Consider the following 24,292-nt stretch of genomic DNA (forward strand, 5'->3'; position numbering starts at 1 on the left):
GGACAGAATCTTGCTGCCCCGGCCCTTTTCTTACGGGGTTTCTTCTCCCGAGCAGGCTTGGGCGGCCGGCAGGATACGCGGCAAAGATTGCTGAGGAAATGATTCCAAACTTCCCAACTCCACAGGAAGCGACCCAGTTCGTAATCCCAAGGCGATCGCGGCAGTTTCTACCCGATCGGGCCCCATCACTTGCACGAAGTGCAAAACATCCGCCACCTGAGCAATGAACTGGTTTACATCAATTCCACTGTAGTGGTCGTCATATTTATTCAAGCGGCTTAACCCTTCACCCAACAAAATAGCCGCTCCGCGCCAATTCAAATTGCTGAGGTGATGGAGCGCCACCGCCACTTGCAAAACCCCTTGATAAAACGTGCGCTCCGGCTCATTTGCCACCACCCACAACGCCTCGATCGTGTCATGGCAAGCATAAAACTCCCCACGGTTAAATTGCTCAATTCCTTGCCAAAACGGAGTGTTGGGTTGTGATTCCTCAATCATGGCGCTGGGTAACGGTTCAGGGTTAAAAAGGCGCGATCGATCCACAGGGCGATCGTCATCGTCTCAGGATCGTTTCAGGCTGATCTTTGGATGCCGCAAGTTCGCCAGCTTCCCCAACGAGAATTGCACAAATTTTTTCCATTTAAAAGATAGTTCCTAAGAGCAGCGCAGATCTAGCTTGGCCGACCCGGTTCCACACCTTACTCATTCATAGCCACTATCCCACCGTAGACCGGGCCAGCATCAACCATTGGGGTATTACAGGGCATAGTGACGAGTACAAGGAACTAAACATTGATCGTTCTGGGAGCGTCAAGGGGCAGCAATTCTCAAGTGAGCTTGTACAAATAATATTGTTCTGAATCATTAGACATACAGCTTTTACCTCGTTTATTAAGTACAGTTACCGCACTTGGTAAACCAGTTACAGTCTTTAGGTGTCCCTCGTTATAATGTGCCTAGAATTTTAGGTAAAGGCTGTATCCTGTCCAGTGAGTTTCAGAACACAAATTTTGTCTCAGCAAGTTATGCTGAGAAGAAGCAGTATCACTCCCGCTATCTAGAGTGTCAGAGCCAGTTTACCGTTGGAAACGATTTTGGTATCCTCGTGCCGAGCGCATTAGCTTGGCCGATGGTGGATATCTATACGATCCAGATGAGAAGTATGGTAAAGCATATAACCCTAATCTAGTATCTCTTGACGAAATACTCTCTTTCCCGTGCTTAATCCTTTTAGGTGAAGCGGGAATTGGCAAATCTAAAGTTCTAGAAACAGGGTACGAAAGAATTTCTAATCAAATTAGAAGTAACGGAGATGAAGAATATTTTCTCAATCTTCGATCATATGGTGATGAAAGTAGACTAGTCCGTAATTTATTTGAGAGTAGTAAATTCCGCTCTTGGCAAGCTGGAAGCCATAAGCTTCATATTTTTCTCGATAGTTTTGATGAGTGTCTACTTAATATTAAGAAACTCGCAGCTATTTTGATTGATGAATTCAAGATTCATAAGAATCAGCTTCACCGCTTATATTTGCGCATTGCTTGCCGAACAGGAGCTTGGCCAGCAATTTCAGAAAAAGATCTACAGAATCTTTGGTCTCAAAATTCTATAGGTATTTATGAGCTAGCTCCACTTCGTCGAGTAGATGTTGCTGAAGCAGCAAATCAAAAGAACCTCTCTGCTGATCTTTTTTTAGAAGAAGTTAGTCGCAATGACCTAGTTTCATTGGCACTAAACCCTCTTACCTTAAATTTTCTGTTGAATACTTATTCAAAAAATAACAGGAAATTATGCTATCACGAAAAAGTGCATGAATTGTATCGTGATGGCTGCGAGCAACTTTGCATAGAAGTCAATCGGATTTCTCATGAATATGAACTAGAGAGTGAGCAGCGATTAATCATAGCAGCTCGGATTGCAGCCGTCACTATTTTTACCAATCGCTCATCTATATGGACGAGCTTAGATCAAGGAGATATGCCATCCGAGGATATTAAATTAACCAAGCTATCTTATGGTTATGAAATAGCTAGTAGTAGAAAGTTTGAGGTCACTCAAAAAGCTCTTAGAGATGTTTTAGAAACAGGGTTGTTTTCAGCTTATGGGCCGCACCAAATAGGATGGGCACACAAAACTTATGCTGAATTTTTAGCAGCTTGGTACTTAGTTCAACATAGTTTGCCGCTGGCTCAGATCAAGGAACTCATTTTTATCTCTAACGAGTGTGAAAATCGAGTTGTTCCTCAGCTTCATGGAACTGTGGCATGGCTGGCAAGCATGAGATTAGACGTTCTTCAAGAAGTTATTAAAAGTGATCCAGATATAGTCCTAAAGAGCGATATTCCCATGGATGAATGTCTACGGAAGGAAATTGTAGGCAAGCTATTGCTTAAATATGAAAAAGGTGAATTATATTCTTACTCATTAGTCGAAATCAACAATTACAAGAAGCTCAAGCATCCGAGCCTTGCTTCCCAACTTCGGTCATACATTCAAAACACTAATCAACAAGTTGAAGCAAGGGGGCTGGCAATTTTTATCGCTAAAGCTTGTGATTTATCTGATCTTCAAGAAGACTTACTGAACCTTGCTTTAGATTCTTCACAGTCAATTGATTTGAGGGAAGAAGCAGTTGATTGCTTATCTGCAATCGCAGATGACAGTACCAAACTAAAATTAAAGCCTTTAGCTACGGAATTTCTACCGGAAGATCAGCAAGATCAACTCAAAGGTTACGCGCTGCATACACTCTGGCCAAAATTAATATCAAGCGATGAGTTGTTTAAGGCTCTTACATCACCCAAAAGTCCAAATTGGCATGGATCATATTGGCGATTTGTGGACTTTCACCTAGTTCAGGAAATTCAACCTTGCGATCTAGTCATTGCTCTTAACTGGCTATATCAACAAGGAATTAGATACCTCGGGCATCCTTTTGAACGAGTGGGAGATAGTTTTCTCAAGAAAGCATGGGAAAATTTTGAATATCCAGGAATGGTAGAGAGCTTTATAAGGGTTGCCCTGCTACAGCACCAAGAATACCAACGTGTTGTCAGCAACCGTGAAATAGAAGATGAAATGGCTTCACAACTTCTAAGTGATTTCTCAAAAAGGCGCTTTCTAATTCAATCAGCAATACCAATCATGGCAGAATTGGGAGTTGAGACGTATTTTCTGCAAACTTTTTTGGATAAAAACATCTTAATATCTGAAGATATTTATTGGATGCTAGACAATCTTGAGCAATCAAATTCTGCAAAAATTCAGAATCTTTGGTCTAAGATGATTGAACGCAGCTTTGATCGTCAAGATGCAAGACAAATAGATGCAATTCTTGTTAAGTGTCAATTCAACAATATTTTAAGCAAGATCTTTGTCGATTACTTTAAGTCAGTCGCTTTCAATTCAGATGAGGAAAAAAATCAACGAAGCACATACCAAGAGTACATGGAATGCCAGAAATATCAGTTCAAGCCGAAACCTTTAGATCCATCACCCCAAGATAGAATTTTTCAGTGCCTCAATCAACTAGAGTCGGGAGAAATAGATGCTTGGTTGCAGCTCAATTTAGAAATGACGCTGCGGCCTGATAGCAAATTTTATGGCAGTGATTTTGGATTGGACTTAACAGCTCTTCCAGGCTGGCAAGATTCTACCGAAAATATCCGTAACCGTATTGTTCAAGGTGCTAGATACTACATCCAGCACCAACAAGATTCAGTCAGTGGATGGATTGGCACTGATAGCTATGACCGTCAATCAATAGCAGGTTGCCGTGCCCTACTGTTGCTACTCAAGCAAGAACCGGATTTTATACAGTCTTTGTCATCAGATATATGGAAGCGATGGGCATCGGTCATGGTTGCAATGCCTGGTAACGATGTGTATGGCAGTTCATATCAAGTCTTAGTTGCTCATGCCTATACCCATGCTCCTCAAGAGTGTGTTGATACGTTCTTGATTGTTCTTGAGCAAGAGATTCAAAAATATGATTCCATACTCGTAATTAGACTTTTTGACCAATGTTGGGACTCTAGTCTAGAGTTGACAATTTTAGAAAAGCTAAAAGATCCAAAACTAACACCAAAACTTTATGGAGGCCTACTCAAAGAACTGATTGAAAAGGGATCGAATGAAGCCAGAAAAATCGCTAGAGATATACTATCTTTATCGGTTAGTTTAGATCAGGAGCAGCGAGAAAAAACTCTAATAGTTTCGGCTGTTTTGCTAAGAGACTGCGATCCAATTAGCTGGTCGCTTATATGGTCACTCTTTCAAAGGGATGAATTATTTGGTCGCGAGGTCATTGAAACGGCAACCAAAAGATATTTTGACGGAATTCAGTTAAACTTAACTGAGATGCAATTAGCTGATTTTTATATTTGGCTAATCAATCAATACCCTTATGAAGAAAAAAAAGAAACAATTCTTATGCTTATAAGACCCAAAGACTATATCAATGAGTTAAGAAGAAAAATAATAGATCAACTCATCAATCGAGGGACGCAAGAAGCCTGTATAGCAATTCAGAGGCTTGTTCAAGAACTGCCGAACCTAGGCTGGCTTAAGAGAGTTTTGGTTGATACCCAAGCCAATATGCGTCGCAAGACATGGCGACCTCTTGAATTAGAGCATATTAAGCAACTCATTGCCAGCACAGAAAAGAGACTAATTCAAGATAGCAATCATTTGCTGGATATATTGCTTGAATCCCTAGGTCGCCTTGAATCTAAATTGCAAGGAGAAACCTCTGCTGTGCAAGATCTATGGAATGAAGTTGATAAGAAGATTTATAGACCTCGCAGCGAAAATGGCCTATCTGATTACATCAAGCGCTTTTTGGAAGATGACTTAAGGCATCGAGCAATTGTTGTCAATCGTGAAGTTGAAATACGTAGTAATTTAGGAGGCAATTTGGGAGAACGCACGGATATTCATGTTAACGCTGTCTTGCAAAATGAAGATGGCACTAAAATTGGTTCAGCAACTGTGATCATTGAGGTTAAAGGCTGTTGGCATAAAGAACTCTTTAGCGCCATGCAATCTCAACTAGTTGGGCGTTACCTGTCCGATAATCCTCATGCATATGGATTATATTTAGTAGGCTGGTTCAACTGTCAGCAATGGGATTCTAAGGATTCAAGATACCAACAATCAAAAAAGTTCAATTTAGATACAGTAAAAGCAAGACTTCATGATCAAGCTCAAGACTTGATTTCAGAAAATTCAAGAGTTCGCGCATTTGTTTTGAATGCAGCACTAAGATGATTAACTTTCAAAATCAATGTCTAGCATAAGCTACGAAGATCGCATTACGAAAGTCCGCACGATCGCCTGGTGCTCTCATCAATTCCCGTGGAATGTGCCCTGTCTGATTTATACGAAAATGTCCGATTCTAGGGCGTTGGTTCTCAAAACCCGGCGGCGGTCATTTGGCGGACGGTGGTGAGGGCGGAATAGCTCGTGCCCGCTGTGCCTTCGCCCGGGTGAGTGGAGTCGCCCACCAGCCAAAGACCCGGAACCGGCGTGCGATTCCCGATCGCGAAGGGGCCAAAGGTCGAAACGCGCATTCCCACGCCGCCCACGTAGCCGAACTTGCGGCCCGTGAAGTCTTCAAAGGTGCGGGGGGTGGCGGCTTCGCAATGGACGATCGCCCCGGCATCAAGCTGGAAATAACGGCCCAGCTTCTCGATCGCCTCTTCGGTGTAGCGGGTTTTCAGGGCTTCGTACTCCGCCCGATCGCGGCAACGATACCAAGGCTGCGGATCCACAAAGGAAGAAGCCGTGATCGTCGCCATCCCGGCCGGGGCACGTCCATCGCCCTCGCGGCTGACAGACACAAACAGCGAGTTGTTTTCGCCCACGGGGCCGTCCCAGTCGTAGAGGAATTGCAGGTGAGGTGGGCAGTCGGCGGGTAGGGCGGCGCGATCGACCCCCAAATAGACCACGAATGCGCCCGAGGGTTCCGGCAGTTTCTCGGCGCGCGATCGATAGAAATCCGTGGTCAGGCGATCAAACCAGGGGCGATCGCTCGGCCAATCGACCATCTCCGTCAAGTTCTGGATCGGCACATTGGCCACCACCGCCGCCGCCGGTTCAATCCAAGTCTCATCGGTTTTCAGGTTCCGAACCAGTACACCCGTCGTTTGGCCGTTTTCAGTGATGATCCGCTCAACTCGATGGCGCATCTGGAGCTGGCCGCCGTCCCGGGTTAACGATTCCAACAGGCGATCGCTCAATACCTGCATACTGCCCTCCAGGTGGTACAGCCCAAAGGGTTCCTGGGACAACCCCAACGCCGTCGCCGCGTAGAGCAGGGCCGTTTCGTCCGCCCCCACCTGGGAATAGAGCTTCAGTTGCATATCCAAAAAGGTTTTCAAGCGGCGATCGCCCGCCAAGCCCAGCCGCCGCAACAGGTCGCCCACCGTCGAAAAAGCATGGGGAGCCGTCAGCAGGGTGCTAGGTTTCACCGCCTTTAGCAGTTGCGCCACATCCCAAGCATTGCCCGGCGGCAATACCGGATCGCCCGCCTGAAACTCCCAGCTATAGCGAAATAAATCCGCCAACAGCCGCCAAAAGGGTTCGCTCCCGGGAAATTGCCGCGATCGCTCTGCCCGCCAGCGATCGGGGTCGCGCCACACGGAAATCGGCTCCGTTTCCCCCGGCAAAAACACCGCACAGGCCGGATCGCAGGGCTGTGCGGCCGGCAGCTCGATGCCCAATTCGCCAAAAATCCGGTGATGGATGCCGCCCGGTTCCAACCCCGCCACCTGGGTCGCGCCCACCTCAAAGGTGAAGCCCCGCCGCCGAAAGGTGGATGCACAGCCCCCCGGCACGATCGCCAAATCAAACACCTTGACCGATCGCCCCCGTCGCGCCAGCAGGGCCGCCGTGGTCAGGCCGCCAATTCCCGCCCCAATCACCACGATCGGGCGGTTTGCATCGGTTGCGGTGGTTTGGGTCATAGGACAGAGCGATCAGGGATGAATTATAAATTTGTAAACTTTTGTAAATTATCACTCATCTCCGAGCCGATCGTCCGGGAGTGCCATAATCAGGTTTAGCCAGGGTTAGGACACGCCATCAAATTGGATCGATCAACACTGGATAACTAATGTGCTGATTGCAACCGCTCTAGACAAGGGGCTTAAGCCCCTTGCCCCCGAGATCTCGCAACACAAGAATTAGGGGACAGCCCCTAGCCTCAGTCACTGTGTCGCAGCTTGGGTGGAGCAGGATTTTCTCAGTACGTCTGAACTTGCCCAATCTTCAACAAAATTGCGGACAGCCAGCGTTTCAAAATGGTCTACAGCAGGTTTTCTCTTAAGACCGTTAAGGAAACATTTGGCATCACCTTAGTTGAAGATCAATCGCTCTTTGATCTCAGCCAAATTCCATCCGTGACCATCAGTCCCTACTTGGAACTAACCTTGGCGGAAGGAACATCGATCGCGCTAGCCATTAATACTGAAAAATCCCGATCAGAATGGATCATTGCGCCTATTTTGACCGAGGTACGTAAGCAAGTTGATGCCCAAGTCAGCTTGTTTTCAGGACGGAGTTTCACGGTCGATCGCAAGCGAGGTCTATACGGTCAGTGTGACTACCTCTTGAGCCTGAGTCCTGAGCAACTGTATATTGCTGCTCCCGCGATCGCCATTGTGGAAGCGAAAAAAGAAGATATCGTCGCGGGTTTAGGTCAATGCATCGCCACAATGTACGCCGCTTGGTTATTTAATGAACGGGAAAATCGTCCTCTGCCTTGGGTTTATGGGGTAGTGACCACGGGTACAACTTGGAAGTTTCTGAAGCTGTGCGATCGCACGGTTTATATTGATCGAGATGAATATTATTTCAAAGAAATCCAAACGATTCTAGGGATTTTTCAAGTGATCTTGAAGACTATCGATCATCTAGAGGGGTAAAAACATCATGCTAGCGGTTGAACAGCGCTACTCCTTGGCTGAGTATCGATCGCTTGAGGAAAGGTCAGAACAACGTCACGAATATGCCAATGGAGTCATCTGGGAAATGCCGGGAGGGTCAATTAATCACAGCCGAATTGCAACGGAGATTTGCAGTTTATTGATTAGCCAACTGGATCAAACCCAATTTGAGGTTTTTAACAGCGATCTACGGCTCTGGATTCCGACCTATCAACGGGGAACTTATCCCGATGTGATGGTGATTGCTGGGCCACCGCAACGGCATGACGATCGGGATGATGAGGTGCTGAATCCCTGTTTTTTAGTTGAGGTGTTGTCGCCCTCTACGGAACTGTTTGATCGTGCTGACAAGTTTCGATTTTATCGATCGATTCCTGAGTTTGCGGAATATCTGTTGGTTCGGCAAGATGAATCCTTCATCACCCATTTTTGGAAGCTGGATGACTCGAATTGGCAATTTTGTGACTACAGCGATCGCCTGGGTGCGATCGCCCTCAAAACCTTGCCCGTCACCCTGCCGATCGCCCAAATTTATCGCCGCGTCGTGTTTAGCGAATCCCAATAACCAATCCCCACAGATCAATCCATATCCCAATCCATATAATGGTCGAGACCTGCGCTCTAGTTGAATTGCCGTGGCTCGTGTCGTTTTGGATAACGTCTACAAAAGCTATCCGCCCCGCGATCGCGCGCCCGGTGGCAGTCCCACGGCCGTGCTGCGGCGGATTAGCCTGACGATCGAGGACGGTGAATTTTTGGTGCTGGTGGGGCCGTCCGGTTGCGGCAAAAGCACCCTGCTGCGATCGATTGCGGGTCTGGAAGCTGTGACGGGCGGCGAAATTTGGGTGGGCGATCGGCGCGTCGATCCCTTGCCCCCCAAGGCGCGAGACGTGGCCATGGTGTTCCAAAGCTATGCGCTCTATCCACACCTGAATGTCTATGACAACATCGCTTTCGGTCTACGGCGGTTGAATCCTCCCGCCGCCGAAGGTTGGCAAAAATGGGAACCGCTGGCGGTGGGGCTGACGCGGCGACTCCCCAAACCGTGGCGCTACGAGTCGGAGCAGGAGCGATCGATCGCCCAGCAGGTGCGGCACGTGGCGGAAATGCTGCAAATTGATCATTTGCTTGATCGCCTGCCCAAGGAATTGTCCGGCGGCCAAAAGCAGCGGGTGGCTCTGGGTCGGGCGATCGCTCGGAACCCGCAAGTGTTTTTGATGGATGAGCCGCTGAGTAATTTGGATGCGAAGTTGCGCACGGAGACCCGATCGCAAATTGTGCAACTCCAACGCAAGCTGAAAACCACTACGGTCTATGTCACCCACGACCAGGTGGAAGCGATGACCATGGGCGATCGAATTGCGGTGCTCAACGGTGGGCAAATTCAGCAAATCGCCGCCCCGCTGGAACTCTATCGCCAGCCGGCTAATCGGTTTGTGGCGGAGTTCATCGGCTCACCTACCATGAATTTTTTGCCCGTGTGGGTGAAGCGGCCAGCGCTGCTGACCAATGGCGAATTTCGGATGACCCTGCCGGAAATTTGGGACAAAACCCTAGAACCCTACGACGGCCGGGCGTTGTGGCTGGGAGTGCGGCCAGAGCACTGGAGCGACGGTTTGCCTGCGCCGAAGAATTTGCCGGTGCGCGTGTTGCAGGTGGAGGCGCTGGGGTCGGAAACCTATGCGCTGGTGGAACCGATCGACCGGGGATTAGTGCGCACCTTGGAAGAGGCCCCGGCCAAACCGTTGCAGGTGCGCCTGCCGCCCGATCGGCCGATCGCCCTGGGTGATGAATTGTGGCTATCGATTCCCAGCGACCAACTCTATCTATTCGACCCCAGCACTGGTACGGCTCTCTATCCCTAGGTTTTGTATCCTGAAGTTAGATGTTGGTCTGATCGCGCCCGATCGCTGCCCATGGTTGCCTTACCCGATCGCCCGCTACTGACGGCTGAGGAATACTTTGCCTGGGAAACCATCCAAGCGGAACGCCACGAATTTTGGGACGGCGAACCGATCGCCATGAGCGGCAGCACCCGATCGCACAATCGCATCGCCGGTAACATTTTCGCAGCCCTCGCCGATCGCCCCTGTGAGGTCTATATTTCCGATATCAAAGTGCAGGCAGTTCCAGGGCGCAAGTATTTCTATCCCGATCTGGTGGTGACCTGCGACGATCGCGACCAAGATGAGCGCTTCATCCAATTTCCATCCTTGATTGTCGAAGTCCTATCACCCTCTACGGAATCCTTCGATCGCGGGGCAAAGTTTGCCGCCTACCGCCGTTTAGACACCCTGCAAACCTACGTTTTGGTGCAGGTCGATCGCCCGGCCATTGAAGTGTTTGAACGGAACGATCGGGGCCAGTGGGTATTGTCGGACTATGGCCTAGACGACGCGATCAATCTAGGGGCGATCGATCTAACCCTATCCGTGAAAACGATTTATCGCCAGATTGCTTTTGCAGATCCTGACCCTATCTCGGAAGCTCACTGAGATTTAGGGTCAACTGACAGGGTGCGAAAGAACGTCGATGGAGCGGCGTGGGGCCAAGGGTTTGTAAGGCTGCCCGATGGGCCGCCGTGCCATAGCCCTTGTTGGCAGCTAGGTCATAGCCCGGGTATTGTGCCGCGCAGTCAATGATCTGTTGATCGCGGTGAACTTTCGCCAAAATGCTGGCGGCGGCGATCGCGATCGATTGTCGATCGCCCTGAATGAGCGTTTCTTGGGGGCAAAACAAGTTGGGAATGGGTCGATTGCCGTCCACTAGGCAGCGATCGGGGCGAGGATGCAATTGCTCCAGGGCCCGCCGCATGGCCAGCAAAGTGGCTTGCAAAATGTTGAGTTGATCAATTTCGGCCACGGAGGCTTCCGCGATCGCCCAGGCCACCGCCCGATCGCGAATCGGTTCCACCAGGGCTTGGCGTTGGCGAGCCGAGAGTTGCTTGCTATCCCGCACGCCCAAAGTCCGCAAGTCGCTTTCCGCCTCGGCTGTCAAAATCACAGCCGCCGCTACCACGGGCCCAAACAGTGCTCCGCGGCCCACCTCATCCACCCCCGCAGTCCATGGGGATTGATCGGGAGCCGGAGGAATGGAGTCGGTCAGGGGGCGATCGGGCAACGATTCCGTCCCGATCGCCTCATCCCTAGACCGCACCGCTTTACTCCCCATGGGGCTAAGCGCGAGTGCTCGATCGGCGGCGACGGCGGCGCGGTCGGCCGTTGGCATCCCCGCCGGGCGTGACGGACACAATTTCCGGCAAGCCACTGGGCGGATCCTCTGCCCCGTGCCCATTGGAGATATTCAAAGGCAGCGATTCCGTGGGAACCGGTTCCGCAGCGGCTGGGGCAGGGCTATCCTTTTCGGCCAGCTCGATCGAGTCAGCCACCGGTTGTGGAGCCGGAACGGGCGGAGCCGTTTGACCTGGCAACAGCACCGAGACGATCGCGCTTTCCGGGTTTTCCGGCTGCCGATCACTCAACAGCAGCGGCGACACCCCCATCCAGGCATAAACTTCTTGCTCCTCCGAAGTCATGGTCACGGCCACCGCTTCCCGAGGTTCCGCAGTCCGAGCACTACGCCCTCGGCTCCGTTCCGGTCGGCCATTGCGGCCTTGGGCGGCGGGGGCTGGGCTGGGTTGGGCAGCAGCGGCGGTCACCGTGGGCGGATCTAAAGGTGCTTCATCCACCTCCGGTTCGGCCGCCACCGGCAAACTGGCCGCCCCACGCCGACTCACCGGCTCATCATTCCCTCCACGACGGCGGCGACGGCGACGGCTGTTGCTGCCATTCAGGGACTCTTGATAGTTGGGGTGGTTGCTCAGATCCAAATCTTGCAAGTTAGGTAAGGGATCTTCCAAGCTGGGGAGGCTGACGATCGCAGCGGCCGGGGGGAGTTCGCGCGATCGGGAAACCGAGCGACGGCTACCAACACTCGATCGACTCTTTTGCAGCATCGGAATACTGCGGCGATCGCCACTCTCCACATTGGGCAACAGGCTGACCGGTTCCGCATCCTCCGCCTCATCGGGCAGGTGGGCCAACATGCCCAAACCGCCACAGGTGGGGCAAGCGCGACCAAACAACTCGTAGATGTTTTGGCCCTGGCGCTTCCGGGTCAGTTCCACCAAACCCAACTCGGAAAGCTGGGCAATTTGGGGGCGGGCCTTGTCGGACTTCAGGGCCTTGCTGAAATGCTCCAACACTTGCAGGCGATCGCGGTGGGATTCCATATCAATGAAGTCCACCACAATCACCCCCGCCAAATTTCGCAGGCGTAACTGACGGGCAATTTCCGTGGCCGCCTCGCAGTTCGTCCAAAGCACCGTTTCCCGCGCCGTAGCCGATCGGGTAAACGACCCGGAGTTCACATCAATCACCGTCAGGGCTTCGGTGGGTTCAATGATGATGTAGCCACCCGAGGGTAAATCGACCCGTGGTTTCAGGGCTTCGCGAATCGCCGCATTCACCCGGAAATATTCCAGAATTGACGATCGCTCCCGGTGATGGTCGATCGACACGCCCGGTAGGGTTTTGCTGCCCGCCCAGAGGGTCACCTGCTGCTTAATCCGCTTCATCCCCGAGTGGGAATCCACCACCACCCGGTTCACTTCTTGGGTATAAGCTTCTCGCAACACCCGTTGAATAAAATCATCGTCCCGCTCCAACAGGGCCGGCGCACGGGTTGAAGCCGCCTCCTGTTGGATCGATTCCCAACGGCGTTGCAGGGCTTCAAGATCTTCCATGATCGCCTCTTCGGCCACGCCCTCGGCCTCCGTGCGCACCAACAACCCCATGCCCGCAGGCTTGATCAAAATTGCCAAGGCCCGGAGTCGGTGGCGCTCGTTCTCGCGCTCAATCCGTCGGGACAGGTTCACCCCCGACCCAAAGGGCATCAGCACTAAATAGCGACCGGGCAAACTAACTTTGCCGGTCAACCGAGGGCCCTTATTGCCCGTCGGTTCTTTCATCACCTGCACCAAGACTTTTTGCTGCGGCGCGAGGAGTTCAGTAATCGAACCGGCGGTTTTACGCAACCGCAGTGGGCCCAAGTCGGAAACGTGGATGAACCCGTTGCGTTCGGAGTCCCCAATATTGACAAAGGCCGCGTCAATGCCGGGCAGCACGTTCTCCACCACCCCGAGGTAAATGTCGCCCACCTGGTGACTGCCGGTGGCCACGATCAGTTCTTGAACGCGATCTTCGCTAAAAACGGCAGCAATGCGGTGCTGTTCGGCGATGATGATTTGTTTGGGCATGCAGATTCCTCTGGGAACTCACGGGCGATCGCCACATGCGGTCTACTGCACCGCCGAGAGGATGCAGGGGGCGACCGTCGCCGGGGATAAGACAGTAATTAATCGAAGGCTCGCTGACCAACCGCTTCATGCAGGTTCGATCGAGAAAAGCAAACAGGGGGTGCGGCTGCATCCATCAAGGAGCAGCACAGCATCGATTGATTTCTCGGTTCAATCGAGCAGCTCAAAATACCGGAGACATTCACCTCGACCGGGGAATTGCCCAGAAGCAGGAGTCAAGGCTGAGGCAAACTGCGAATGACCCAACCAACGAACAAACTCGCGATCAATCAAAGAGACCCCGGTATGGGGCTTTGATCGAGACCTGTGACCCAAAAGGGTTGCGACTGAATGACGATCGACAACTTGATCCAGACACAATTCGATCAAAGCACGTTGGATGTGTTGGCCTGTTAAAAACCCCCTATCCAGCACAGCTTGAGCAACTCTCACTCAGTCTGGAACCGGCGACTTGTTAACAGGGATTGGCCAGAGCAGATGTTACGAGCTTGACCCTGCATCTTGCGAGTTTCCGACATCATCAAGAGCAAATTTGGCTCCGAGGTGTGGTTGCCCGCAAAGGGTTAGATTCGTGGGCGGCATTCAATCGCCGAGGCAATTCCTGAGGATTGGCGGTGGCTCGGGATATTTTCGCTGCTGCACAGGCGCTCGATCGAGGACGGGCACTAAGCGCGTTCTGGGTAAATGCCTGGCTCGATTGATTTTGAAGGCGATCGGCTGCTGAGGCTTTGTCTTTGGTGGTGTCGCGCACCGGGACAATGGCCTAGCAGTCCCCTCCAGTGTAGCAGGTGGCTAGCACAGAACTGGGGGGTTCACTAGAATCATGCGACTCTTCTCGCAAATTGTTACGAATTGCAATGATTTGCGAGACTTGTTGATGGTTTTGGCGTAAATCGGCCATCCGGGGACAAGGCTCCCGATGGATGGGCCCCCGCCCTAAACCAGTGCCAAATCGGGGGCTTCGGCCGATCGCACCGTCGCCGCCAGCAGCAGTTGCAACCGGTGCGATCGCACTAGGCTAATGGCCTGGCCCGTGGCCTGCTCCAGTAGCCAGACCAGATGCTCGGGCCGCAGTTGTTGCCCATCGTTGCGGCAGAGGCCCCGAAATTGCAGGGTGACGGATTCGCCCTTGGGTTGCTCGGTGGGGTCGATGAGTTGCACCTGATCGAGCCAATCGCGCAGGTTCACTTGGGTGGTTTTGCCGGATTTGGTGGTTTTTTCCCAGAGCCATTCGGCCCGATCGAGCACGGTGGTCAAGGCTGCGGCCCAGTCGATCGCCCCGCCATCGGTGGCAGTGACGGTGATTTCGTATTCCGCGCGATCGAGCAGTTGGTTGGCCGCTGGATCTTTCAGGGGCACTTCCTCGATCGCCAGCAGGGGCAAATCCGCCGGGAGCTGGGCCGCCAGTTCCCCTTGGATCTGGGCTAACGATCGCACTTCGGTTAGCTCCAGATCGAGAATTTCTCCCTCACTGGTCACCCCCAAGGAGAGCGCATGGGCCGGCACAATCCGGGGCGAGGGATGGAACCCCCCCGTAAAGGACACCGGAATCGCCGCCCGACGTACCGCCCGATCGAGCAGGCGCATCAAATCCAAATGACTCAGCAGGGCCATTTCTCCCCGCTTGGCAAACCGCAGCCGTACCCGTTGAGCACGGGTTTGGTTGGGTTTGAAGTGCCCCTGAAACTGGGGAATCACGGGCGGCGGCACCACCACGTTATTACCAAAGTCATAGCCACAAACGCCGCAATGGGAACAGCCCTCAAAGGAGCAGTCGGGAACCGTGGCCGCTTCCAAGGCCCGTTGCAAGTCCTCTTTCAGCCATTTTTTATCCACGCCGCTGTCCAGGTGATCCCAAGGCAAGGGGCGATCGAGCAGGGTGGCCGGGTCGATCGCCTCCGATGCCGCGTCCCCTGCCCCAAAGGCGTTCCACTCGCCCGCTTCCACCTGACGATATTTCCAATGCAGGCCCGCTTCCTCGATCGCCTGTTGCCAAGCCCCAAAGGCCCGATCGAGGCTTTCCCACCAGGAATCCATCCCCGCACCCAACTCCCAAGCCCGGCGCACCACCGGCCCCAACCGGCGATCGCCCCGGCCCACAAAATCCTCCATGGCCGAAATGCGCACATCGGTGAAATTCGCCTTCAGGCCGCGAATCGTCCGAAATTCCTGGCGTAAGAGATCCTGTTTGCGTAAAAACTCCGCTGTTGACACCGTATGCCACTGGAACGGCGTGTGGGGCTTGGGTGTGAAGTTCGAGATCGTCAGGGTGAACTGAATTCGTTTACGGCCCCGGTTGCCGCATTCCCGTTGGAGCCAGCGCACGGTTTCCGCAATCCCCAACACATCCGCATCGGTTTCCCCCGGCAACCCAATCATGAAATAGAGCTTGATTTTGTCCCAACCCTGTTCCCATGCGGTTTTTACGCCTCGCAGCAGTTCCTCATTGGTCAAGCCCTTATTAATGATGTCCCGCAGCCGCTGGGTTCCCGCTTCCGGGGCAAAGGTCAAGCTGCTTTGGCGTGTGCCGCCGAGGATGTTGGCGATGTTTTCATCAAAGCGATCGACCCGTTGGCTAGGCAACGATAGGGTAATATTTTCGCCCTGGAGCCGGTTTTTAATCTCCAAGCCCACGGCCGGCAAAGCCAAATAGTCGGAGCAACTGAGGGACAGCAAGGAAAACTCGTTGAAGCCCGTGGCTCGCATCCCGTCGGCCACCGCGTCGATCACTTCTTCGGGATCCACATCGCGGGCCGGGCGGGTCAGCATTCCCGGTTGGCAGAACCGACAGCCCCGCGTGCAGCCCCGGCGAATTTCCACCGTGAGCCGATCGTGCACCGTTTCCACGTAGGGAACCAGCCCGATCGAGTAGTGGGGCATGGGGGTGGCGACCCGTCGCAACACCCGGGCCGGCACATCGGACCGGGCTGGATGCACCGACCCATCGGCCGCCATGTCGTAAAACTGGGGCACATAGACCCCCGGTACTTGGGCCAAGTCCAGCAAGATTTCCTGACGACTCAGGCCCGCGTCTTTACCCTCTTGAATTACTAGGCCAATTTCCGGCAGCAGTTCTTCACCGTCGCCCAGGGCCACAAAATCGAAGAAATCCGCGTAGGGTTCCGGGTTGGAGGTAGCCGTTTGCCCACCCGCGAAGATTAAGGGACAGTCGGCGATCGGGCGATCGGCTCGATCGGCCCAAGTCAGGGGCAACCCGGCTAAGTCCAGCATTTCCAAAATATTGGTCGCGCCTAGCTCGTAGCTGAGGCTAAAGCCCAAAATGTCGTAATCACTCAGGGGCCGGCGACTTTCGACGGCAAACAGCGGCGTTTGGCTGGCTCGCAGCTTGTCGGCCAAGTCCTGGGCGGGCAAATAGGCCCGATCGCACAGTTGGCGGGGCTGGGCGTTGATGATGTTGTAGAGGATCACATGGCCCAGATTCGACGCGCCCACCTCATAAATTTCCGGGTAGGTCAGCACCCAACGCACCGTCGCCGACTCCCAGGGTTTGTGGACAGATCCCAGTTCGTTCCCCAGATAGCGGGCAGGGCGATTAATCTCAGTCGTGATCAGTTGGTCTACAGCAACGGTCACAGGCATTCTCCAGTGGACTCAGTTTGATCGTACCGAGCAAATTTCCAAATTCGGCAAAATTCAGCCAAACTCAATCCGGACAAAACAGTGGCACAGCGATCAATTCCAAGGAAGTCGCTTGTTGAATAGGCTAATTCCAATCGTCAGTGGGCATCCGTGCGATGGTGATAAAGATCACGCAGACAAAAGCGGCGCGATCGCATCAGCTCCCGCACCAACAACCGACAATAACCAATAGCCAACTGTTCGTAATTAACAGGAGCTGACCGTGAAAGCAACCCATGCAATCCGGCGGTTGGTGGAAAAGGCCCTCTATCTCCGCCAACTGACTCCCGATATCGAGAACGAGATCAATTATGAGTTAACCCGCCAGGGTTATGTTTCAGATGCGGACTATGAAGCGCTGGAACTTCTCATGAGCGAGATGGATGAAGGTCGCATCCAACTGGTTCCAAGCGTTTAGTCAAAAGATTGATGCCTAAATCTTAAGCTCCTCTTAAGCTTCATGGCAACTACCTGATCAAAACTTTTTGATCGGATCTCTGGTCGAACCGATCCGCTGGATTGAGTTGATCAAGTTCTTGGATCTCAAAGGCCCTTGATCGTCGATCTTGATCAAGCTTGATCAAAGCCACCGCGATACGATTCTTGACCCTTGGGCCCGATCGCCCCTTGTCCAACACCTCAGTGAGGGTTAATCAACGGACTTCCGGGGGCCCACTGATCCGCATCGGTGGGAGCTTGCGGGCGAACAGTAGTCGCACAAATTTTTGGAAAACCATGCGGCCCGCCGCCGGTTCAATGCTGGGCAAGCAATGGGGCTTCAGGGCCAGCAAGTTCAGCAGTTCCAGATCGAATGCCGCCCGGAACAGGGCACTCGGCAACACCAAATCCACAGCATATTCTTCTGAATAGATCGTTTGGGGACGATCGCTAGCTTCCCGGGCTAGTTGATCGGCGTATTCCGCCAGCACGATCGGTCGCACCCAGGTGGTTTGACGTTCCAAATTTTGGTCGATCGCCTCCGCCAACAATTGCCACCGATCGTGCTCCAAACAGAGCACCGGCCTTGCAGTCAGGGGCGGGGTCGGTGAGTTCCCAGAATTATCCACCGTCGGCCCAGGTTCCGATTCAATCTCGATCGCGATCGGGGCAAGCAACGGCGCAGCGGGCAAAGCGGGCAATGGCAGACCATCCATTGGAGCCAGGCAGAATCAATCAGAAAGGACAATTTTGCAATCTCAGCGATCTAAACCGTAGCAAAATTCCAAATCTCTGGTATATTGTTATCCGGTCAGAGGTCAAAGTTCTTGACAATGACTCAAACCCCTCAGGGGCGGTTAGCTCAGCGGTAGAGCTCCTGCCTTACAAGCAGGCTGTCATAGGTTCAAATCCTATACCGCCCATTTTTCTTAGACCTTTAAAACAGCTATTCAGACCAGTGCTTTAGTTAATTCACTAGCACTAGGTTGAATGGCGCTGCTCAGTCGCGCTTTCTAGGAAATTCTGACTTTAGATTTTTATACTCAAGATCGGTACTGTTACTGCCAGCCCCGTACTTGAGCCGTCCATCATTGGAGCATGATTGCTGATGGGCGGCTGTTGGAAATTCGTAATTGCGTCATACCCCATTCCGCTAAGTCAAGTTAATGCTGAACCAGACTAGGCTTGAGCCAGTTTTAGCTAGATTCAGTTTTAGCCAGATTCACAGACCACTCTGAACGCTGCCCTGAACACTACCTTGGCAGGTTAGAGATTGATTGAGCAATGATTGAGCGATTGGTTCATGGAGCGATCGCTGTGCCGATTGTTCGGCTGTTCGATTGCTGAGCATGTGCTTAGTTTGAGCAGATGCTGGGTGATGGATTCAGGAACCACGATCGAGCAAGCCACCTAAGCCACTGAGCGCCCGTTGGCTAAATCGCGAATTAGGGAAACTTTGGCTTGCAGGTAACCATCCAGCTCGGCCCGATCGCTGCGATCGATTCCGGGGCAACCGGTCATGAGGCGATCGGCCAAAAAGTTCACCAGACCGTCATCATCCAAGGACAAAAGGGTGCTGGTTTGGATCGATTCAACCACCGACCACAGTTGCCGCATCAGTAGAGGTTTCATGAGAGACCCTCCTTAAGGTTTTCTTTATGTTGATAAGATAACCGGCACAGTCGCCAACCGCAGGGAATGATACAAGACGATAGCTGTTGCGCGAGGTCATGCAACAAATCGATTCACAGCGTTACACTTGGCTCGATCCTGCCCTGATCTCTCTGACACCCTAATTTTGGCTCAAAGCCTGACTGGTTCTGGAATTGCAGTCAATTCATCAGTAGTCAATTCTTAAAATTCCCGTCTAAAACGCAACAATTGCCATTAATAATCAAAAATTAATAATGAGTAATTTCGGCGACCATCATTTTGTTCGTCTATCCATTGAAACATAGTGGCCGCCGCTCGCAAATCTCACGGATCTCATGGCTGTCGCCGGAGTTTGGCCATGAAAAAGCCGTCCATTTGCCAATGGTGGGGCCACAGTTCCAGCCAACCGGCGGCGGTCACAAAGGGAGCCAAGGGGGAGTCAGGGGTGGGCGGTTCGATCGCCCAGTGGGGATGGCGCTGCAAAAAGTCGCGGACAATGGCTCCGTTTTCCGGCTCATGCACGGTGCAGGTGGCATAAACGGCTACGCCGCCGGGCCGCACCCAAGCCTCGGCCCGATCGAGCAAATCTCGCTGAATTTGCACCAACTGGGCCACGGTTTCCGGAGTCTGTCGCCAACGGGCATCGGCCCGACGATGCAACGTCCCCAAGCCAGAACAGGGCACATCAAGCAAGAGGCGATCGCACTGGGTGGGCACTTCCTCTAAACCGCTGAGCTGTTCCGATTTCGATCGAGATCGATCGCGCTTGCGGGCAGCGGTGACCAGGGGCGCTTTGCCTCCGGTGCTGTCCGCTTCCACCGTCCGAATCGATCGCAATCCCAACCGCCGTACCGTGTCCTGCACCTTCCGCAGGCGAGATCCAGCGCGATCGATCGCCCAAATTTGACCCTGATCTCGCATCAGAGCCGCAATATGGGCTGTTTTTCCGCCCGGCGCAGCACAGGCATCAATCACCGTTTCGCCCGGTTGCGGATCCAACAACAGAGCCACTAACTGGGCGCTGGCATCCTGCACCGTCCACCAACCGGCTCCATAGCCCGGAAGGGTGGCGATCCAGGCCCGGCCATTGTCCGGCGCATTGGCCGATCGGGAATCTGGCTCGGTGCCGCTGGTCTCTGCAAGAGGGTCATCCCCATGACCCCGTTGGGCCGTTAACCGCAGAGCATTGGGCAGGTGGTCGATCGGGGTGACGGCCACACCGGCCGCCGTTAAGGCCGCCATCACCGTTTCTCGATCGGTCACCAAGGTGTTAACCCGCAAGTCGATCGTTGGGGGCTGGTCAAACCATTGGCATAACTGTTCCGTTTCCGCTTCCCCCAGGCGATCAAGCCAGGTTTGCACAATCCAGTTTGGATAACTGTAGGTTTGGGCCAACCGCTCCACCGGCTCAAGACCCGCCACCGAGGTCAGCGGGTTCGGGTTTTTAGCTTTTTGGCGTAAGTATCCCCGCAGCAAGCCATTGACAAACCCACTCAACCCCTTTAAACCGCAGAATTTTGCCAATTCCACGGTGGTGTCCACGGCGGCCGAATCTGGGATTCGATCGAGATAAATAAGCTGATATAACCCCAATCGCAACAAATTACGGAGGGTTGGTGGCTGTTCCTGGGCGGAACGGGTGGCCAGGCAATCGATCCAGCCGTCCAGGGCCCGCAACTGTCGGGTGCAACCATAGACCAACTCTGTCACCAACCGGCGATCGCGCCCGTCCAAATCCCCATACTGACGCATGACCCGATCGAGCGCCGCATCTGCATAGGCCCCCGCTTCAATCATCCCCAAGGCCGTGAAAGCCGCGTGGCGAGCCACCAGGGCGCGATTTTTAGGAAGCGTTGCACCTTGCATAGCCATGACAAACACCCAACAACGGGAGCAAAGGTAGAGAACAGGGGAATTGTCCAGAATACAGGCGAACCGGGCAAACCCGATCCGCCTGGGAAAGTTGATGGGAATTTAATGAGTAGCCAATGGCGACCGGTGGCGATCAGTCATAGTTCGGGCCCACAAGCCCACAATGATTCGCGATTCGATAACCGCTGATTGACCCATGACTAACCCATTTGCGGGCGATCGGGAGTCATCTCCAAAGACGACGCGATCGAATCAACCGAATCAGCGGCCTTGCCAGTCAAACTCCCCGCCTCATGGGGACTCAAGCAGGCCTGATCTTGGGGCTGCTGACAGGCCAGCATCGTTTTCACATGCTCCATTTCGTCATCGCGGATGGCCACAAACACATCGTAGAGGTTGTCAATGATTGGGCGGCGACTTTCGGGCACTTGGGCCGTTTGGAACTCATCAAACAGATACAAATCTCCATCGCGGTAGTAGCGCTGGGCAATTTCCGGCGCAGGTTCCGCCTTCAGCATGGCTTCCGCTTGATGCAAAAACTTGTTGTAGGACGCGTAGGCGTGTTTTTCCACCAGTTCCATGAAATGGTAGGCAGATTGGGGAGACACCAAATACACCCCCACAATGATCCAGTAGTAAACCAGGGCCGCAGACTTAGCGATCAGGCGATCGCTCCAAACCCGATTTCCCCCCAAGGCTTCCATGATCAGCAGGTGGTGCAATTCATTCCAAGATTCCGCGAAATGCACCTTCAGCCAGTCCGCCTTGCGCCACCAACCCAGGGTTTCGTAAAGGTGCAACACGGACATGTAAGCAAAGTAGGGAACGCGGGCCACGGTTTCCAACACGTAAAACCGGGGATAGGGGCGATCTTTATACAAAACATTGATCACCCAAACAAGAATGCCAACTAGCAAACGAATCATGGTGCTGCTCCAGGAAGGTTGCAGGCCAAGGCGCTACGGCACGGGAGAATTAGGAAGCTGTGGTTGAAGATTTTGATCGAGCAACCTTGTTCAGGAACCAGTGCTATTTTTGAGTGCTGGTTTTGGGTTTCGATCGCTCACCATGGTCACGCCGTGCCAGCCTTTGACCTAAGCTGGTTTGATCCTAACGACCGCTGTGGGAAATAGCTGAGCGGTGAAGGGATGAAAGGGCTGAGTTAGGCAAACTCAGGCAATCTCGCCCCGGCCAAAGAGTTGTCAAGTCACCCGATCGAGCATTGCTAAAGAAATTCCGAAAAACCCTAACAAATTACAAAACTGATACAAATAAATTCAGTAAGATTTCGGAATTTATCAGAACTTATCGGATTACTAGCTTCCGCAACGTGGTTTATAAGTTTGTAAGGGCCAGGTAAGCTGTTAAGGGTTTCATTACCTTTGGCTGGACAATTTTGATTATTTCCCAAATTCCATGACATTTGGCTATGCAGTTCTGCATGGATCGTCTCGATCGGGCGATCGAGCGATCAAAGCCATCGAATTTGTCGAATTGATCGAGTTGGCCAGCCTTTAAAGCAGCATTTGAACGGTGGGCAGCAACATTGTGACGGGAATAACTGGAAGCGGAAATTTCAAGCGATTGGTTTTAGTGGTGCTGACCGTGTTGGCCTTGTCGGTTTCTGGGTTGTCCTTGGTGGGCAGCTTCACCCAAACCCAGATCCAAAGCCGTCTAGAGCTATATCAAATCAATCTGATGTTGCGGGCCACGGGAGAACTGGACTTACCGCCCGATCGCCCGGCCGAGACCGACGACCCGATCGCCGTCCTGCGACAGCAACTGTTGGGCGATCGCACCTTTGCCGATGCTCGCCAGCAATACCAAGCCTTTCGCGAAAAAGCAGCCTTAAATGCAGAAAAGTTCATCCGCGAATTAACCACTCCGGCGAACACTCGATCGGCAAATTCTGAAGTGAGTTCTGAGGCCAGTGATTTAGCCACAGCGGGGCCAGACTCTGACTTCGATCGGCTAGCCCAACAATTGCGCGAGCTGGCCGCCGTAGACCTGCGATTGGGCCTGCTCCAGGCCCGGTTGGGAGAGTCCGCCGCCGCATTGACCACTTGGCAGCAGCTTGCCCGCCTCTCATCTTCCTTGCCCGACTCGATCGATCCCCAAAGCTTCCTGAGTGATTTTGACAAAATTCGGGAAAATCTGGCTTTGCTGTGGGGAAATCGCAACCAAATCACCAACCAAGTCACCAACCCAAATGCCCCAGCGTTGCCACCCGCCATCGCCCAAGGCATTGAAGACAATATTCGACAATTTTTGGGGGGGTGGTTCCGTAATGCCAGCTTGGCCAGACTGTACCGCCTGCAACAGCGACCAGCTGAACTCAGCCTCCTGGCTGCCGAAACCAACCTGCAAGCCGAGTCTCTGCTGTTGAAACTGGCCGCCGTTAACCTCATCCCCAGCCTAGCCCTTCTTTGCGGCATCATTAGCCTGATCGTCTTGCTGGTGCAACGCTTCCTGAAGGGATCTAACTCACTGCTGTCCCTCGCCTCCGTTCAATGGACAGTTCCCTGGACGGGGGAAACCATCTGGGAAGTGTTCATTCTTGGCTTTTTCGCGATCGGACAGATTGTTGTTCCCTTGATCCGCTCGATCGGGCTGCAACTCCTTGGCATCCAGCCCAACACCCTCACGGGCGGAACCCAAGCCGGCATCATCCTCTTCAGCTACGGACTCATGGCCGCCGGGAGCGTTCTAACCCTGCGCTACGCCGTCAAATCCTATCTCCCGCTACCGGAAGGCTGGTTTCAGTTCAACTGGCAAAATGGCCGCTGGCTGGCCTGGGGCATCGGTGGTTACTGTGTTGCACTCCCGATCGTGATTCTTGTTTCCCTGGCGAATCAGCAGATTTGGCAAGGACAAGGGGGCAGCAATCCCATCCTCTCGATCGTCCTCGAAAACCGCGACCCCGTCGCCATCACCTGCTTTTTCCTAACCGCCTCGATCGCGGCTCCCCTGTTTGAAGAAACCCTCTTTCGTGGCTTCCTGCTACCTTCCCTGACTCGCTACCTACCCCCATGGGGAGCCATTGGCCTCAGCAGCTTGATCTTTGCCCTCGCCCACCTCAGTCTCTCGGAAGTCCTGCCGCTCACAACCTTGGGCATTGTTCTTGGCGTGGTCTATGCCCGATCGCGCAATCTTCTGTCCTCAATCCTGCTGCACGGTTTATGGAACAGCGGCACTCTCGCCAGCCTGATTCTGCTCTCCAGTCGTTAACCACGGCCCTCGGCCAATCTAGCCTCCAGCCCTAGTCTTCAGGCTCTCAACCATTCATTAAAAATTCATTCAATCGGACGACCCCTGAGGAGTCCGGTGCTAGCTTGTGGCCAAACCCTTGTGTCATCAAGATTTACAAGATCTAGCGACGGCTCAGGGTGCTTGGTTTCAACGTCGTGGAGTCTATCACCATGCA

17 protein-coding genes and 1 tRNA gene (1 of these 18 running past the window's edge) are annotated in these 24,292 nt (G+C 53.0%); 9 read left to right on the top strand and 9 right to left on the bottom strand.

Annotated features, from left to right (window positions below; genetic code table 11):
- Positions 1-30: 30 nt before the first annotated feature.
- Positions 31-501 carry a DUF309 domain-containing protein gene (locus tag AC2IAX_RS08455; RefSeq protein WP_494390330.1) on the bottom strand — a complete coding sequence of 157 codons (471 nt, stop codon included), beginning with the start codon at positions 499-501 and terminating at the stop codon, positions 31-33.
- Between the two features lie 564 nt (positions 502-1,065).
- On the opposite strand from AC2IAX_RS08455, the gene AC2IAX_RS08460 reads away from it, so the two are divergent.
- Positions 1,066-5,271: an NACHT domain-containing protein gene (locus tag AC2IAX_RS08460; RefSeq protein ID WP_494390157.1), complete on the top strand. Its 4,206-nt coding sequence runs from the start codon at positions 1,066-1,068 to the stop codon at positions 5,269-5,271.
- Between the two features lie 143 nt (positions 5,272-5,414).
- On the opposite strand, the gene crtD is transcribed toward AC2IAX_RS08460, so the two are convergent.
- On the bottom strand, positions 5,415-6,968 hold the full coding sequence (gene crtD / locus AC2IAX_RS08465) for a C-3',4' desaturase CrtD (protein WP_494390158.1): 1,554 nt from the start codon (positions 6,966-6,968) through the stop codon (positions 5,415-5,417).
- A 336-nt stretch (positions 6,969-7,304) separates the two neighbouring features.
- On the opposite strand from crtD, the gene AC2IAX_RS08470 reads away from it, so the two are divergent.
- The 4 genes from AC2IAX_RS08470 (at position 7,305) to AC2IAX_RS08485 (ending at position 10,444) form a co-directional block, all read left to right on the top strand.
- The gene (locus AC2IAX_RS08470; RefSeq protein ID WP_494390159.1) at positions 7,305-7,928 is read left to right on the top strand and encodes a hypothetical protein; all 624 of its coding nucleotides are present in this window, start codon (positions 7,305-7,307) and stop codon (positions 7,926-7,928) included.
- A 7-nt stretch (positions 7,929-7,935) separates the two neighbouring features.
- The gene (locus AC2IAX_RS08475; protein ID WP_494390160.1) at positions 7,936-8,514 is read left to right on the top strand and encodes a Uma2 family endonuclease; all 579 of its coding nucleotides are present in this window, start codon (positions 7,936-7,938) and stop codon (positions 8,512-8,514) included.
- Positions 8,515-8,584: 70 nt separating this feature from the next.
- On the top strand, positions 8,585-9,814 hold the full coding sequence (locus AC2IAX_RS08480; RefSeq protein ID WP_494390161.1) for an ABC transporter ATP-binding protein: 1,230 nt from the start codon (positions 8,585-8,587) through the stop codon (positions 9,812-9,814).
- 51 nt (positions 9,815-9,865) lie between these two features.
- Positions 9,866-10,444 (top strand): Uma2 family endonuclease, encoded by a 579-nt coding sequence (locus tag AC2IAX_RS08485; RefSeq protein WP_494390162.1) that lies wholly within the window; start codon positions 9,866-9,868, stop codon positions 10,442-10,444.
- On the opposite strand, the gene AC2IAX_RS08490 is transcribed toward AC2IAX_RS08485, so the two are convergent.
- The 3 genes from AC2IAX_RS08490 to AC2IAX_RS08500 form a co-directional block, all read right to left on the bottom strand.
- Entirely contained in the window at positions 10,425-11,120 is a 696-nt protein-coding gene (locus AC2IAX_RS08490) for a ribonuclease HII (RefSeq protein WP_494390163.1), read from the bottom strand. The genes AC2IAX_RS08485 and AC2IAX_RS08490 overlap by 20 nt on opposite strands.
- Before the next feature lie 4 nt (positions 11,121-11,124).
- On the bottom strand, positions 11,125-13,206 hold the full coding sequence (gene rne / locus AC2IAX_RS08495; protein ID WP_494390164.1) for a ribonuclease E: 2,082 nt from the start codon (positions 13,204-13,206) through the stop codon (positions 11,125-11,127).
- Positions 13,207-14,202: 996 nt separating this feature from the next.
- On the bottom strand, positions 14,203-16,860 hold the full coding sequence (locus tag AC2IAX_RS08500) for a TIGR03960 family B12-binding radical SAM protein (RefSeq protein ID WP_494390165.1): 2,658 nt from the start codon (positions 16,858-16,860) through the stop codon (positions 14,203-14,205).
- 268 nt (positions 16,861-17,128) lie between these two features.
- Between AC2IAX_RS08500 and AC2IAX_RS08505 the strand changes: the two genes are divergently transcribed.
- Positions 17,129-17,323 (top strand): hypothetical protein, encoded by a 195-nt coding sequence (locus tag AC2IAX_RS08505; protein ID WP_099534869.1) that lies wholly within the window; start codon positions 17,129-17,131, stop codon positions 17,321-17,323.
- Between the two features lie 235 nt (positions 17,324-17,558).
- On the opposite strand, the gene AC2IAX_RS08510 is transcribed toward AC2IAX_RS08505, so the two are convergent.
- Complete coding sequence (locus tag AC2IAX_RS08510; protein ID WP_494390166.1) at positions 17,559-18,059, bottom strand: hypothetical protein; 501 nt, start codon at positions 18,057-18,059, stop codon at positions 17,559-17,561.
- A gap of 135 nt (positions 18,060-18,194) precedes the next feature.
- Here AC2IAX_RS08510 and AC2IAX_RS08515 point away from each other — a divergent pair.
- Positions 18,195-18,266: transfer RNA gene (locus AC2IAX_RS08515), tRNA-Val, on the top strand.
- A 487-nt stretch (positions 18,267-18,753) separates the two neighbouring features.
- Here AC2IAX_RS08515 and AC2IAX_RS08520 read toward each other — a convergent pair.
- The 3 genes from AC2IAX_RS08520 to AC2IAX_RS08530 form a co-directional block, all read right to left on the bottom strand.
- A complete protein-coding gene (locus AC2IAX_RS08520) occupies positions 18,754-18,975 on the bottom strand; it encodes a hypothetical protein (protein WP_494390167.1) in 222 nt (73 codons plus the stop codon).
- A gap of 354 nt (positions 18,976-19,329) precedes the next feature.
- Positions 19,330-20,868 carry a 16S rRNA (cytosine(967)-C(5))-methyltransferase RsmB gene (gene rsmB, locus AC2IAX_RS08525; protein ID WP_494390168.1) on the bottom strand — a complete coding sequence of 513 codons (1,539 nt, stop codon included), beginning with the start codon at positions 20,866-20,868 and terminating at the stop codon, positions 19,330-19,332.
- Positions 20,869-21,068: 200 nt separating this feature from the next.
- Positions 21,069-21,794: an alternative oxidase gene (locus AC2IAX_RS08530; protein ID WP_494390169.1), complete on the bottom strand. Its 726-nt coding sequence runs from the start codon at positions 21,792-21,794 to the stop codon at positions 21,069-21,071.
- 607 nt (positions 21,795-22,401) lie between these two features.
- Between AC2IAX_RS08530 and AC2IAX_RS08535 the strand changes: the two genes are divergently transcribed.
- A complete protein-coding gene (locus AC2IAX_RS08535; protein ID WP_494390170.1) occupies positions 22,402-24,096 on the top strand; it encodes a CPBP family intramembrane glutamic endopeptidase in 1,695 nt (564 codons plus the stop codon).
- A gap of 191 nt (positions 24,097-24,287) precedes the next feature.
- On the top strand, positions 24,288-24,292 hold the 5' end (the start) of the coding sequence (locus AC2IAX_RS08540) for a DUF975 family protein (protein ID WP_494390171.1). 742 nt of this gene lie beyond the right edge of the window; the window shows 5 of its 747 coding nt (coding positions 1-5); its start codon is at positions 24,288-24,290; the stop codon falls past the right edge of the window.

The organism is Limnothrix sp. HT2024, assembly GCF_059138625.1.